Genomic DNA, 14,057 nt, shown 5'->3' with positions numbered 1-14,057 from the left:
ATGTTTGGTAAATTAAGTTGGGATGCGATCCCGTTCCACGAGCCGATTGTGATGATTACCATCGCCATGATCGCGCTGGGTGGTCTGGGGCTGTTTGCAGCAATCACTTATTTCAAGAAGTGGACCTACCTGTGGACCGAGTGGCTGACTTCGGTTGACCACAAGAAAATCGGTGTCATGTACATCATCGTGGCCATGGTCATGCTGCTGCGCGGTTTTGCCGACGCCATCATGATGCGTACCCAGCTGGCCATGGCCACCGAGGGTTCGCCTGGCTACCTGCCGCCTGAACACTATGACCAGATCTTCACCGCCCACGGTGTGATCATGATCATCTTCATGGCGATGCCATTCTTCACCGGCCTGATGAACCTTGCAGTGCCGCTGCAGATCGGCGCGCGTGACGTTGCCTACCCGTTCCTGAACTCCCTGAGCTTCTGGCTGCTGGTTTCCGGCGTTGTGCTGATCAACGTATCCCTGGGCGTCGGCGAATTCGCCAAGACCGGTTGGGTTGCGTATCCGCCATTGTCGGGCCTGCAATACAGCCCTGGCGTGGGTGTGGACTACTACATCTGGGCGCTACAGTTATCAGGACTCGGGACGACACTGACGGGGGTCAATTTCCTGGCCACCGTCCTGAAAATGCGCGCCCCTGGCATGAAACTGATGGACATGCCGATCTTCACCTGGACCTGCACCTGGGCAAACGTCCTGATCGTGGCTTCGTTCCCGATCCTGGCCGCTACCATGGCGCTGCTGTCGCTTGACCGTTACCTGGATTTCCACATTTTCACCAATGAACTTGGTGGCAATCCAATGATGTACGTGAACCTGTTCTGGGCATGGGGTCACCCTGAGGTGTACATCCTGATCCTGCCAGCGTTCGGTATCTTCTCCGAAGTGATCTCGACCTTTACCGGCAAGCGCCTGTTCGGTCACCACTCGATGGTTTACGCATCGGGCGCAATCTCTGTACTGGGCTTCATGGTTTGGCTGCACCACTTCTTCACCATGGGTTCGGGGGCGAGCGTCAACGCCTTCTTCGGCCTGGCGACGATGCTGATTTCTATCCCGACGGGGGTGAAGCTATTTAACTGGCTATTCACCATCTACCACGGCCGTTTGCGTATGACCAGCCAGGTTCTGTGGACCCTGGGCTTCATGGTGACCTTCGCCATCGGCGGCATGACCGGCGTACTGCTGGCCATCCCGGGTGCTGACTTCGTGCTGCACAACAGCCTGTTCGTGATCGCTCACTTCCACAACGTGATCATCGGTGGTGCTGTATTCGGTTACATCGCTGGTTTCAGCTTCTACTTCCCTAAAGCGTTCGGCTTCAAGCTGCACGAAGGTTGGGGCAAGGCTGCATTCTGGTTCTGGATCTCGGGCTTCTTCGTCGCGTTCATGCCGCTCTACGCTCTGGGCTTCATGGGCATGACCCGTCGTCTGAACGCTACTACCAACCCTGAGTGGGTGCCGTACCTGTACGTCGCCATGTTCGGTGCGATCATGATCGCGGTCGGTATCGCCTGCCAGCTGATCCAGTTGTACGTGAGTATCCGTGACCGTAAGCAGAACGCTTGCGACTCCGGCGACCCATGGAATGGCCACACCCTGGAATGGTCGACTTCGTCGCCACCTCCGTTCTACAACTTCGCCGTGATCCCGACTGCGAACACCATTGATGCGTTCACCGAAGCCAAGGAAGACGGTACTGCGTACCAGAAACCGGCTAAGTACGAACCGATCCATATGCCAAGCAACACCGCCACTGGCGTGGTGATGGGTGCGCTGTTGACCGTGTTTGGTTTCGCGATGATCTGGCACATCTGGTGGCTGGCAATCGTGAGCCTGGTGGGCACTATCGGTTACTTCATCGTTCACGCAGCCCGTGACGATCAAGGCTACATGGTGCCGGTCGAAGAGATCGAACGCATCGAAGCCGAGCAGCACGCTCGCCTGGTAGCCGAGAAGAAAATCCCGGCCAACCGTGTAGAAACCTCGTTGGAACAGGCTTAAACCATGTCGAACTTAGTGACCAATGCTGGACACGCCCATGTCGATGACCATGGGCACGATGACCATCACCACGACTCGGGGCCAATGACCGTTTTCGGTTTCTGGCTCTACCTGATGACCGACTGCATCTTGTTTGCGTCGATCTTCGCGGTGTACGCGGTACTGGTAAACAACGTAGCGGGTGGTCCGTCGGGCCACGACATCTTCGAACTGCCTTACGTGCTCGGCGAAACCGCCTTGCTGTTGTTCAGTTCGATCACCTACGGCTTCGCCATGTTGGCCTTCTACAAGGGCAACAAGAAAGGCGTACTGAGCTGGTTGGGCCTGACCTTCCTGTTCGGCCTGGGCTTCATCGGCATGGAGATCAACGAGTTCCACCTGCTGATCTCCGAAGGCTACGGCCCGCACCGTAGTGGCTTCCTGTCTGCGTTCTTCACGCTGGTAGGCACCCACGGTCTGCACGTAACAGCCGGCCTGCTGTGGATGGCGGTGATGATGTATCAGGTCAATAAACACGGCCTGACCAACACCAACAAGACTCGCCTGAGCTGCCTGAGCCTGTTCTGGCACTTCCTGGACGTGGTCTGGATCTGCGTCTTCACCGTTGTTTACCTGATGGGGACTCTGTAATGGCTAATGCACACTCCCATGACCATGACAGCCATGATGCGAGCCACGGCAGCGTTAAGTCCTACGCTATCGGCTTCATCCTGTCGGTAATCCTGACGCTCATCCCGTTCGGTCTGGTGATGTACCCGACCCTGCCGAAATCGATCACCTTGATGATCGTTCTGGCATTCGCGGTGATTCAGGTTCTGGTTCACCTGGTGTACTTCCTGCACCTGGATCGCTCGAAAGAGCAGCGCGATAACGTGATTGCATTTGTGTTCGCAGGCCTCGTAATCCTGCTGTTGGTTGGCCTGTCGATATGGATCATGTTCAGCATCCATACGTTCATGATGGCGAAGTGAGGTAAGACCCGATGTCGCTTAAGCACTTTATCCAAATCACCAAACCGGGGATCATTTTCGGTAACGTGCTTTCTGTGGCGGGCGGTTTCTTCCTGGCCTCCAAGGGACATGTCGATCTGGCCATCTTCCTGGCTGCGATGATCGGCACATCCCTGGTGGTAGCTTCCGGATGTGTGTTCAACAACTGCATCGACCGTGACATCGATATCAAGATGGAGCGCACCAAGAACCGCGTGCTGGTGCAGGGCCTTATCTCCCTGAAACTGGCATTGATCTACGCGACCGTCTTGGGTGTTGCCGGTGTAGCGTTGTTGTACAAGGTGGCCAACCCGCTGGCGGCGCTGTTTGCCGTGATCGGTTTTGTCATCTACGTCGGTCTCTACAGCCTGTACCTCAAGCGCAAGTCAGTTCACGGCACGCTGGTGGGCAGTCTGTCGGGGGCGATGCCGCCGGTGATTGGTTATGTGGCTGTAACCAATAGCTTCGACATGGCCGCGCTGACGCTACTGGTGATGTTCAGCCTGTGGCAGATGCCGCACTCCTACGCCATTGCGATCTTCCGCTTCAATGACTACCTGGCTGCGTCGATTCCGGTATTGCCGGTCAAGCGTGGCATTCAGGTCGCCAAGAAACACATCCTGCTGTACATCCTGGCCTTCCTCGTGGCGACCTTGATGTTGACCTTCAGTGGCTACGCCGGCATGAGCTACCTCGCCGTCGCTGCCGCCATGGGCATGTACTGGTTGTACATGGCCTGGACCGGCTACAAGGCGGTGGATGACACCGTCTGGGCGCGCAAGCTGTTCGTGTTCTCGATCTTCACCATCACCGCGCTGAGCGTGATGATGTCCCTGGATTTCCAAGTGCCGAAAGAGCTGTTGCTGACCTACGCTCACTGAGTGGTACCGCAGTGAAAAAGCCCCGCCTTCGTGAGAAGCGCGGGGCTTTTTCTTGGGCGGTCGGTTAAATCGTCCGGCGATTGTCTCGTCATACCCCAATGTACGAGCTGTGCGAATCCGTCATCCCCCTTACAAGGAGTTGCCACATGGTCAGCGTTAGTCGTCGGTCCCTGATTGCCCTTGGCGCAGCCCTGCCGTTACTGGGGCGCCTCGATTGGGCAGTAGCCGCCCCGCCTCCGGCAAAGACTGACACTGTGCTGCTCAACTACAACGAAAGCCCCTACGGCCCCTCACAGGCCGCCCGCGCAGCGATGCAGCAGGGCATTGCGACGTCCGGGCGTTATCCTTACAAACACATGTATGCCCTGGCCGGGTTGTTTGCCCAGCAGCAAGGCATCGCCGAACAGCAGGTGGCGGTGTTTGCCGGCTCCATGGCGGCCTTGCGCTACGCGGTGCTGGCGTTCACCAACGAACAGCGCGGCCTGGTGATGGCCACGCCGTCCTACGAAGTGCCGCGTGAGGCTGCCGAGTCAAACAAGGCGCCCGTGCTGGAGGTGAACCTCAACGCCGATCACGCCCACGACGTGCCGGCGATGCTCGCAGCCAATCCTCAGGCTGGCATGCTGTACCTGTGCAACCCCAATAACCCTACGGGCACTGTCACGCCGGTAGAGGCGATTCGACAGGCCTTGGCCAACAAGCCCCAGGGCAGCGTGTTGGTGGTGGACGAGGCCTATATTGATTTTGCCGACGCGCCCAGCGTGGTGAGTTGGGTCAAGGACCATGACGACCTGCTGGTGCTGCGCACGTTCTCGAAAATCTATGGCATGGCTGGTGCGCGCCTTGGCCTGGCGGTGGGTCATCCTGATTTACTGGCGCGGCTGGCGGTGTTTGGGGGGGGCAACGTCCCGGCGGGCCCCTCACTGCTTGCGGGCCTGGCAAGCCTCGAAGACATCAAGCTGTTGCCACAGCGCAAGGCGCTTAATCAGCAACTGAGGGACGAGACCATTGCCTGGTTGAAAGGCCGTGGGTTTACCTGCACCACGTCCGAGGCGAACTGCTTCATGATCGATGTGAAACAACCGGCAGAGCAGGTGATCGAGAAACTGGCCGCGCACGGTGTGCTGATTGGCAGGGTGTGGAAAAACTGGCCGAAGTGGGTACGGGTGACAGTGGGGAACAAGCAGGAGTTGGCGCGGTTTCGTGAGGTGTTTGCAACGCAGGTGGTGGGTAGTAACTGACACAACACAGATCAAATGTGGGAGGGGGCTTGCTCCCGATTGCAATGTATCAGTCACATTTTCATCGACTGACACTCAGCAATCGGGAGCAAGCCCCCTCCCACATTTGGTTTAGCGGCGCGGCTGAAAAATGAGTTACTGCTGCGCGATGCTGTAACCGTCGAACGCACTCTGCTGCTGCAACGCCGTAATCACACTCTTGCGGCTCAACGGCTGCTCGGCCCCCGAGTTATCCACAAAGCTCTCAACTTCCAGCTCGGCTTCATCACCTTCACCCACAAAGCTGAAACCCAAAAATTCAAACGCTTCACGGTCGACATTCAACTTCGAACGCGGCGTGCGCAGCGGCAGGGTAACGCTGATGCCGTCCTTGCTGATCACAAACACTTCGGCTTCTTTCTTGGGGCGTGCAGCCTTGCTCTTGCCCGAGCTTGGGTTGCTGATGGCCTGGTGGCTCTGGTTCAGCACTTTCAAGGCCAGGCCGTAGACGAGTTCCTGGAACTCGGGGTCGTCCTTGAAGCTGGACAGGATGCGGCTGATGGAGAACTTGCTGCTCAGGTCTTCGAGGGCGATGTTGTCGGCCGCCTCGGCGTCCTTGAGTTGCTTGAGCTGGCCCATCAGGTCGTAGGCCTTGTCGTCGTCGAAGGCATCGTGGGCCTGACGGATGGCGATACGCAGCTCGCGGATCTGGTCGCTTTCCTTGGACGTGTGGAAGGCGTCCAGCACCATCTCGCTGATGATCTTGGCCGCTGGCAGGTGCTGTGAAAGATTGATGGCGTTTTCGTACTCAGCTTTGGAGGGCAAGGCGACTACGGATTCTTCGTGGTGGGAATCAGACATTGAAATTTCACTTCAGTAAACGGGGGACAAAAAAGCGTCGGGCATTTTCAGGGGGGAGGGGGATCAGGTCAAGGCGGCACGTTGCCCACCTTGACGGTGTGCTCGGCTCAAAGCGGCGATGCATTCAATCGTTTGAGGCACCCTTCGAGAATATCCAACCCTTGCTCCAACACCGCGGGCTCAATCGTCAACGGCGCCAGCAAACGAATGATGTGCCGCGACTTGCCGCTGGGCATCAGCAGCAAGCCGGCATCGCGCGCCAGGCTCAGCAGTTGCGTCAGTTGCTTGGCGGCGGGCGTGCCGTCGGTGTTCACCAGCTCGATGCCGCGCATGGCGCCGACACCGGTGAGGCGACCGAGGTAAGGTGAAAGGCCCTGGGTGTGCCAGGCTTGATACCGGCTGACGATGGCTTCTTCGTGCTGCGCCCCCCAGGTGTTCAGGTGCTCGTCGGTCATCGCATCAAGAGTGGCCAATGCCGCCGCGCAGGCGATGGGGTTGCCCGAATAGGTGCCGCCCAGGCCGCCCTTGGGCAGGTTGTCGAGCAGTGCCTTGCGGCCGACCACCGCACCGAGCGGCACGCCGCCGGCGATGCTTTTGCCCAGCAGCATCAGGTCGGGCTCAATGCCCAGCCGTGAGAAGGCAAAGCGCTGGCCGGTACGGCCGAACCCCGATTGGATTTCATCGGCAATCAACAGGATATTTTTCTCGTTGCAGAAGCGCCGCAGCGCTTGGGCAAATTCGATATCCAGGGCCAAAAAGCCGCCTTCGCCCTGCACGGGTTCGATGATGAAACAGGCTACGTCCTCTACGTCAATTTCCACACTGAACAGGCGGTCCATGGCCTTCAGTGCTTCGGCACAACTCACGCCGTTATCGGCGCTTGGGTAGGGCAGGTGATACACAGGGCCAGGGAGTACACCGACCTTTTGCTTGTAGGGCGCCACTTTGCCGTTGAGGTTGAGGGTGGCCAGAGTGCGGCCGTGGAACGCGCCATCGAAGGCGATCACCGCCGTGCGTCCGGTGGCGCCACGCACGATCTTCAAGGCGTTTTCTGCGGCTTCCGCGCCGCTGTTGGTGAGCATGCCGCTGACGGGGTAGCCCACCGGGATGAACGCGCTCAGGCGATCCATCAGTTCGATGTAGGGTGCGTGCGGGGCGGCGTTGAAGGCGTAGTGGGTGAGTTGGGTGGCCTGGGCGCGTATGGCCTCCACCACACCGGGGTGGCAATGCCCGAGGTTGAGCACGCCGATACCGCCGACAAAATCGATATAGCGTTTACCCGTGGTGTCCCAGACCTCGGCATTTTTGCCGTGGCTGAGGGTGATGGGGTGAACGATGGAAATCGACTGGCTGATGGTTTCGCGGCTCATGACTCTCGGACTCGGCAGTGGCGGGCTTCTTTTTATCTAAGCCGCACGCCTGGCCCTGCCGCAAACGAAATAAAGTCGCCGGGTCATTCCAAATCGGAACGCAAGGGCAGTGCAATTTGTTTGGCGGCAATTAATCTGTGGCGAGGGAGCTTGCTCCCGCTGGGCCGCGAAGCGGCCCCGCTCTTTGGCTAAAGAAATGGAACTGCTACGCAGTCCAACGGGAGCAGTGTTCGCTTGCAACTGCCAGAGGTTAAGGCTTGCCTGCTCATGCAGTTACTCCGAAACCCCGTCTTTACCTGCGGCCTTGGCGCGATACAGCGCCTGGTCGGCGCGGGCCATCAAGGCGGCGGGCTGCTCAGCCAGTTGCCGCTCGGCGACGCCCAGGCTCAGGGTCACGCTGAAGTCGTCTCGCACGGGCATGCCCTTCAGCGCTTGGCGAATGTTCGCAGCCATGGCCTTCGCCTCTTCCAACGAGCTTTCCGGCAAGATCACCATAAACTCATCGCCCCCCCAGCGGGCCAGCAGGTCGTCGGGGCCCACGCAGCTTTCGAGGCATTCAACCACCCGCACCAACGTTTGGTCGCCTACGCCGTGACCGTATCGATCATTGATCGACTTGAAGTCATCGATATCCATGGCAATCAATGCCAGTGGCAGGCGAAAGCGCTCGGCGCGCTCACACTCCTCCAGCAGCACTTTTTCCAGGCGATAGCGGTTGGCAACCAACGTCAGGGTGTCCCGCTCAGCCAGGGAGCGGTTTTCATCCAGTTGCAATTGCAGTTGTTGATTGACCCGTGACAACTCCTGCGTACGCTCGGCCACCAGGGCTTCAAGGGATTGGTTGCGGCGCTCCAACTGTTCGACGGAGCATTTTTTAAGATGAATATCGCGGTGGGCGCCCACCATCCGCGCCACCGAGCCGTCGCCATTGCGCGCGATCACATAACCACGGTCTTCGATCCACAGGTAGCTGCCATCCTGTTTGCGGCAACGGTATTCGATTTGGTAATGGGGGGTACGACGGTTGATGTAGTCATCAAACCGCGTCATCACTTGGGGGTAATCCTCAGGGTGGATCACGTTTTCCCAGGTGAACACGTTGTTGTCCAGGGCGTGACGGGGGTAGCCCAGCATCTCGTACCAGCCTGGGTTGCGGTACACGAACCCAGTGTTGGCGTTCCAGTCCCAGATACCATCGCTGACCAACTCCAGGACGGTGTGCAACATATCGGCGTTGAGGTGCGAGAAATCAGTGTGCAACGGGCTATTGCCAGGAATATCGTTCATCTGCGTGCTCCATGCTGATGCTGGCTTCCAAGGCCAGTCAAATTGACGCCGATACTCCGTGGCTGGCGCTACTGTACAACGAGGCTTGGAGGCTTTGAATAGGGCGGGTGTGATGCTTTTGTAGCGTGGCAATAGGCTACTGCTTGGGCGCCAGCATTCTTGTCCGCATCTTTCCATTCGCGTTGTGCTGGTAGATCGCCTGCGGCTGGCCCTGTTCATTGAAAAACACCTGGCCAATTCCCGCCGAGTTCCACAGTCGCTCACCGGCCTCGGCATGCTCCGGAATATGCGGCACCACTTGCATGGTGCGCCGGCGCGTAAACCAATTGAGGGGCGAGCGTGGTGAGTAGAGCCAGCGGTTGAGGCGGTCGAACCATTCCAGTAGTCGCGGTGGGAACTCGTTCTTGATGCCACTGCTGGTGATTTGCCAGATTCGGGGGCCGGCGTTGCGATGGCGGATCAACACCTCGTAGACGAACGAATAGTGCACATCGCCCGAGAGCACCACGTAATTGCCCGGCGTGCGCGAGTGGCGAAAGATATTCAGGATCACTTGGGCGGCGCCGCGATGGGCCATCCAGTTTTCAGCGTCTACCAGTAGCGGATGGCCGCACCAACTGAACACTTTTTGCACCGTCTCGATCAGCTTGACGCCGAAGATCGGGGCGGGCGAGACGATGATGGCCGAGGGGTGGTCGAGCAGTTCCTGTTGCAGTTCACTCAGGGCTTCCCAATCCAGCAGGCCGGAGGGTTGCTTGAGGGTGAATTCGCTGCGCCAGCGCCGGGTGCGGGTGTCGAGCACCACCAGGGCGGGGGTGGTGGGCAACACGTAATGCCATTGCTGAAATTTGAGCAGGGCTTCGAGCAATTCATCCTGCGCAGCGGCATTCAGATGGTTGGCCTGGGCTTCACACGTGAGCGCTTGGGTTTGGCTTACCAGTTCGCCAAAAGCATCGGGCTGGTTGCCCCAGCCCTGGCACAACAGGTAGGCCAGCAGGGCGTTGCCGATGATGCGCTTGGAGAAGGGATGGCCGTAGGCCGTCTCTTCCCACTGGGCGCTGAGGTTCCAGTCATCGGTGATGTCGTGATCGTCAAAAATCATCAAGGTGGACAGGTGGGCGAATACACGCGCGACTCCGGGAAGGCCATCGCGGAATCGATCGATCTGCACGTGTTCTTGGGTATAGCGCGCCTGTTCGTCATTACTCAGTTGCGGTGGCTGCGTTGCGATCAGCGTCCAGGGCGTGGGTGACCAGACCAGCAGGTACATCGCCAGTACTTCGGCGAAGGTCACCAAGTGGTTGTCGGCGGTACTGCTGGTGAAGATAGGTTTTTTCACGCCACCGAAAAAGCGCTCGCGCAGGGTCTCGTTGCTGTCCAGCGCGGGTAACAGGTCGGCGCGGTGGTAGTAGCTGGCACGGTGCCCGTAGAGGCTGGCGCTGTCATCCACCACCGCGCCTTGCAGGTATTCGTCGAACAGGCCCAGGCGTTCGATCAGCGCGTGAATGGCTCGCAGCATTGGGCCCGCGACATCATCGGCATATACCTGGTCGCCGCTCATCATCAGTAGCGCCGGGCGGTCGGCCGGGGCTTGGGTATCGGCCAGCAAGCGGTCGACGCACAGCAGGCCTTCATTGGCGGGGTGATGCGGCTTGCGGCACGAGCCATGCACCAACTGGTGGATACGGCTGTGGAGTATGAACGTAGGCGCTTGTACGTTGGCGTACAGTAGGTGAGGGCCCCACTCGGCGATGCCAACGTTATCGATCAGCAGGTCATAGCCGATGACCACGTCCTGAGGCAGGGCATCGTCCAGCGACACATCGATCAAATGGATAAACGCGTGGCGGCCGACCGGTACGATTTGGCACTCGTGTTGGTCCAGCGTTATATCCCGGGTCTGTTCAGCGACACAAAGCCTCAACGTCATCGCCAGTGCGCGGCTGCCCACCAGCCACAGCACCAGACGGCGGGGTTCCAGGCGGCGCAGCAACGGACCGGCGAGTACGATGGGCAGTGTGTCTAGTTGAGGCATGCAGGTAACGGCTCACGCAGGGCAAACCAGAAGATTAGCGCAAAGGATGTCAGTGTTTTGTTAACGGCCAGCCTGAGGCTGTACTCCGTGGCGCGTCACCCGCGTGTTGCCGCCGTTCGCAGGGCTAAAGCAGATTGCCTTGCCCGAGGGAGTCCAGGTTCGAACTGTTCGATGTCGACTGGGTATTGTTCTCCCGATGGTTATCGTCGGTAGTTGCAAGTTTCTCTGCGGGTTTGGCGGGCTGCTGAACGGCTTCTATGGCTTGGCTCATGCTATGAGTATGGAACGTGCAGCCGATTATCATAGGAACACCTTTTGCTCAGATGGATTATTGGAATCACATCAATATTCCTTTTGAATGCGCACTCATTCAGTGGCATAGGCCGGGTCGAACGTTCCCGGCCATGGGTATTGGCATGTTTCCAAGGTGCACCGTACAGCGCCTCTCAGAGGGACTTTGGCACCGTAAACCTGAACTCACTGCCCCGGCCCAGCTCACTCTCAGCTTCGATTCGCCCACCGTGGGCCTGAATAATGCCTTGTGTGATATACAAGCCTAGCCCGCTGCCGGTGGGGTTGTTTTCGGTTTGGGTCCAATAGCGATCGAATACGTGAGGCAACTGCTCCGGCGCAATGCCTTCGCCGGAGTCGCGCACTGAAAACACAATTTCCTCACCATTGCTCATGGCACTGATGCCGATATTGCCTTGGCGCGGGGTGAACTTGATGGCGTTGCCAATCAGGTTCGACAGCACCTGGAACAGACGCTCCGGGTCGGCATTGATCTGCAGGCCGGGCTCGGCGTTGAACGACAGGTCGATGCCTTTCTCCATCGCCAGCGGCGCAAGCAGGGAGTAGGCCTCTTCGAATATCTGGCTGACATCCAGCGCCACCGGCTTGACCACATAACGCCCGGCCTCGATTTTCGAGGTGTCGAGCAGGTCCTCCAGCAGCACGTTCATGCGCCCGGCGGCTTGTTGCATGGTGTCGATGGCCGAGGAAATCCGCCGCGAGGTGTGTGGGCCATCGGAGCTGAAGGCCTTTTGCATCATGCCGCACAGCATCGAGATAACGGTCATCGGGTTGCGAAGGTCATGGGAGACCACCGCCACCAGCTCATCTCGCGCCCGCACCGCTTGTTGCTCACGCAGCACTTGGCGCGCCAGGTCGTTTTCCAGCGCTGAGCGGCGCAGGTCATTGGCGGCGAAGCGGTCGCCGTGGCTCCACTTGGTGGAGATACCGGCCATTTCGACCTTCCAGATTTCAAACGAGGTGCGTGGGCGAAGGCGCAGGCCGGCGTCGGAGGTTTCCAGGTCCAGCGGTTTTTTCGGGTCGCCACTCCAGTTGATGTTCTCTTTTACTTCCGGGCGAAACCACAGCACGCCGTTATCCACAGGCTTGGGCAAACTCATGGCCAACACGCCACTGGCCACCTGCTGGAACTCCGCGCCCGGCGGATACACTGAGGCCAGGTTATGGCTGGAAAACACCGGCTCGCCGCCTTCTTGCAGCCACTTGTGCAAGGCGCGGATCTGCGCCGGTTCCGGGCAATTGCCGTAGCGGTGCAGTTGCTTGTCTTCGATGATCGCTACGCCGCCGGCCAAGGCGAGTTCCATCAATACCTGAGGCTGCTGGGCCAGGCCGTCGAACACGTTTTCTTCCGAGCGCTTCATCGCTTGATCCAGCAGGGCCAAGGCCTCGACCTTCGCTTCGCGCTGGCGGCTCAGGTCCAGGGCTTCCATGGCGCTGATCTGCAACGACAGCACCTGGCCGATGGTCTGGCAGGCGGTGCGCAGGTCATTGGGCACCAGCAGTGGCTCGCGGTTGCCGCAGCTAATCAGGCCCCAGAGTTTGTCGCCCTTCATCAGCGAGATGCTCATGGACGACAGCACACCCATGTTCTGCATGTATTGGCAGTGAATCGGCGACACACTGCGCAAGGTCGCAAAGCTCAAGTCCAGCGGCTGGCCGGTGTCCGGGCGCAGCTTGGGCAGCAGCGGCACCGGCTCATACGCGGCGTTGGGGATGATGCGCAACCAGTTGGTGCGATACAGCTCGCGAGCCTGCTCGGGGATGTCTGACGCGGGGAAGAACAGCCCGTTGAACAGCTCCATCGACGGAGCCGACGCTTCGGCGATCACCTGGCCGTGGCCTTCGTCTTCGAAGCGGTAGATCAACACGCGGTCGTAGCCAGTCATGGCCTGGATTTCATTCACGCTGATTTCGTACAGCGCTTGCAGGGTTTTCGCCGACTGCAAGCGTTGCAGCATCTTGCCCAGGTCACTGGTGCGACCATTCAACGCCCGTGGGCGGAAGTCTTTGAGCAGCGGTTCGAACTCCAGCACCAGTACGTTCTGATGGCGATGCAGCAAACCTTCGAACGCTGCGCCGTTAAAGGTGACGTGCAGCGGCGGCGCGTCGAAGAACGTATTGTTTTCGGCCATCATCGCAACAGCCTTGGCATGCTCGGCGCCCACCAGTGTGTGCAGCGGCTGGCCCAGCAGCGCCTCGGGCGAGTGGCCGAACAGAGCAGCGATGTTGGCGCTGACCTGGATGATATTCAGGTCGGGTTCCGACAGGGTCAGCAGCACGCCGTGGGGCTGAATTGCCCCCGGAAAGCGGATGGGCTCGTCGGCACAGTTGGCAAGCAGCTCTTCAAAATCATCGGGTTTCATAGCAGTACCTCCTGGCTGTCGAGCCATTGCTCAAAACAGCTGAATGTCGAACGGGCCGCCTCCACCGCGCGCTGTTTAGCGCAGGCGTCCAGTGGCTGGTGGCCCAGGTAATCGAGAAAGTCTTTCCAGCGTCGACCGGTCTCGGCGCCGTATACATTGAGAAACGCACCGCCGTTCTCGGCGTGCACATCCAGGCGCAGGGCCATTTCCCGGCGCAATACCTGGCCGCCCAGCGTTGCGCCTTCCAGCACATACAGGGCACCGAGGCAGGCAGCGGGGGTGTCTAAGGTCGGTAGTTCGGTGCAGCGGGGCAGCGCGCGGATGGCGCCGTCAGCGAGTTGTAGCGCGTGCAGATCGTTCACCAATGTCGGCGTTTTCACACGCAACACCGTATCGAACCCATCGGGGATCAGGCCGCTGTCGTACAGCGCCAATTCCATCGGCCCATAAAACCCGTAGTACGCCTGGAGCAAACGCTGATACCAAACGGCATCCAGCCGTTCGCAGAAAAACGGCAAGCGCTTTTCCAACGCTACATGCAGCAGGGCGGTGCCTGTGCGCAACGCTTCCAGCAAAGAGGGCGCGGCCTGTGAATGCATTCAAAAAGCTCGAACTGTGGGCCTCTCGGCCATGAATGACGCATGGAAATGGGCGACGATTCTACACACCTCAAAGCGGTCAACTGTGCGCGCAAGGCGAAAAGGCTGACCAGCGGATCAG

11 protein-coding genes are annotated in these 14,057 nt (G+C 59.2%); 5 read left to right on the top strand and 6 right to left on the bottom strand.

The window, feature by feature from the left end; all coding sequences use genetic code 11:
- From cyoB to ptaA, 5 genes are all read left to right on the top strand, one after another.
- A complete protein-coding gene (gene cyoB / locus ICY20_RS26885; protein WP_122488850.1) occupies positions 1-2,019 on the top strand; it encodes a cytochrome o ubiquinol oxidase subunit I in 2,019 nt (672 codons plus the stop codon).
- Positions 2,020-2,022: 3 nt separating this feature from the next.
- Positions 2,023-2,649, top strand: coding sequence for a cytochrome o ubiquinol oxidase subunit III (locus ICY20_RS26880; RefSeq protein ID WP_017734786.1), 627 nt, complete (start codon positions 2,023-2,025; stop codon positions 2,647-2,649).
- Positions 2,649-2,990 (top strand): cytochrome o ubiquinol oxidase subunit IV, encoded by a 342-nt coding sequence (gene cyoD / locus ICY20_RS26875; protein WP_010206434.1) that lies wholly within the window; start codon positions 2,649-2,651, stop codon positions 2,988-2,990. The genes ICY20_RS26880 and cyoD overlap by 1 nt, the downstream gene beginning before the upstream one ends.
- An 11-nt stretch (positions 2,991-3,001) precedes the next feature.
- Complete coding sequence (cyoE, locus tag ICY20_RS26870; RefSeq protein WP_003194050.1) at positions 3,002-3,889, top strand: heme o synthase; 888 nt, start codon at positions 3,002-3,004, stop codon at positions 3,887-3,889.
- A gap of 146 nt (positions 3,890-4,035) precedes the next feature.
- Complete coding sequence (gene ptaA / locus ICY20_RS26865; protein WP_194939095.1) at positions 4,036-5,130, top strand: pyoverdine biosynthesis transaminase PtaA; 1,095 nt, start codon at positions 4,036-4,038, stop codon at positions 5,128-5,130.
- Positions 5,131-5,265: 135 nt separating this feature from the next.
- Here ptaA and ICY20_RS26860 read toward each other — a convergent pair whose 3' ends face one another.
- The 6 genes from ICY20_RS26860 to ICY20_RS26835 all read right to left on the bottom strand — a co-directional run bounded on the left by ICY20_RS26860 (position 5,266) and on the right by ICY20_RS26835 (position 13,936).
- Positions 5,266-5,970, bottom strand: a complete 705-nt coding sequence (locus ICY20_RS26860) for a hypothetical protein (RefSeq protein ID WP_159959568.1) — start codon at positions 5,968-5,970, stop codon at positions 5,266-5,268.
- A gap of 107 nt (positions 5,971-6,077) precedes the next feature.
- The gene (locus ICY20_RS26855; protein ID WP_194939094.1) at positions 6,078-7,340 is read right to left on the bottom strand and encodes a 2-aminoadipate transaminase; all 1,263 of its coding nucleotides are present in this window, start codon (positions 7,338-7,340) and stop codon (positions 6,078-6,080) included.
- Positions 7,341-7,613: 273 nt separating this feature from the next.
- Positions 7,614-8,627, bottom strand: coding sequence for a sensor domain-containing diguanylate cyclase (locus tag ICY20_RS26850; protein WP_194939093.1), 1,014 nt, complete (start codon positions 8,625-8,627; stop codon positions 7,614-7,616).
- A gap of 136 nt (positions 8,628-8,763) precedes the next feature.
- On the bottom strand, positions 8,764-10,662 hold the full coding sequence (locus ICY20_RS26845; protein ID WP_159959554.1) for an alkaline phosphatase D family protein: 1,899 nt from the start codon (positions 10,660-10,662) through the stop codon (positions 8,764-8,766).
- Positions 10,663-11,108: 446 nt separating this feature from the next.
- Complete coding sequence (locus ICY20_RS26840) at positions 11,109-13,337, bottom strand: ATP-binding protein (protein WP_159959552.1); 2,229 nt, start codon at positions 13,335-13,337, stop codon at positions 11,109-11,111.
- Entirely contained in the window at positions 13,334-13,936 is a 603-nt protein-coding gene (locus ICY20_RS26835; RefSeq protein ID WP_194939092.1) for a biliverdin-producing heme oxygenase, read from the bottom strand. Before ICY20_RS26835 ends, ICY20_RS26840 begins: the two co-directional genes overlap by 4 nt.
- Positions 13,937-14,057: the final 121 nt, after the last annotated feature.

The sequence above is a fragment of the Pseudomonas pisciculturae genome (assembly GCF_015461805.1).
Taxonomy (GTDB): domain Bacteria; phylum Pseudomonadota; class Gammaproteobacteria; order Pseudomonadales; family Pseudomonadaceae; genus Aquipseudomonas; species Aquipseudomonas pisciculturae.
This window is presented reverse-complemented; position numbering and strand designations above follow the sequence as displayed.

Bases quoted from the DNA above. Each gene is read 5' to 3' on its own strand.
- ICY20_RS26845 (WP_159959554.1), bottom strand. From the start codon at position 10,662: ATGCCTCAACTAGACACACTGCCCATCGTACTCGCCGGTCCGTTGCTG.
- cyoD (WP_010206434.1), top strand. From the start codon at position 2,649: ATGGCTAATGCACACTCCCATGACCATGACAGCCATGATGCGAGCCAC.
- ICY20_RS26880 (WP_017734786.1), top strand. From the start codon at position 2,023: ATGTCGAACTTAGTGACCAATGCTGGACACGCCCATGTCGATGACCAT.
- cyoB (WP_122488850.1), top strand. From the start codon at position 1: ATGTTTGGTAAATTAAGTTGGGATGCGATCCCGTTCCACGAGCCGATT.
- ICY20_RS26840 (WP_159959552.1), bottom strand. From the start codon at position 13,337: ATGAAACCCGATGATTTTGAAGAGCTGCTTGCCAACTGTGCCGACGAG.
- ICY20_RS26855 (WP_194939094.1), bottom strand. From the start codon at position 7,340: ATGAGCCGCGAAACCATCAGCCAGTCGATTTCCATCGTTCACCCCATC.
- ICY20_RS26835 (WP_194939092.1), bottom strand. From the start codon at position 13,936: ATGCATTCACAGGCCGCGCCCTCTTTGCTGGAAGCGTTGCGCACAGGC.
- ICY20_RS26850 (WP_194939093.1), bottom strand. From the start codon at position 8,627: ATGAACGATATTCCTGGCAATAGCCCGTTGCACACTGATTTCTCGCAC.
- ICY20_RS26860 (WP_159959568.1), bottom strand. From the start codon at position 5,970: ATGTCTGATTCCCACCACGAAGAATCCGTAGTCGCCTTGCCCTCCAAA.
- cyoE (WP_003194050.1), top strand. From the start codon at position 3,002: ATGTCGCTTAAGCACTTTATCCAAATCACCAAACCGGGGATCATTTTC.
- ptaA (WP_194939095.1), top strand. From the start codon at position 4,036: ATGGTCAGCGTTAGTCGTCGGTCCCTGATTGCCCTTGGCGCAGCCCTG.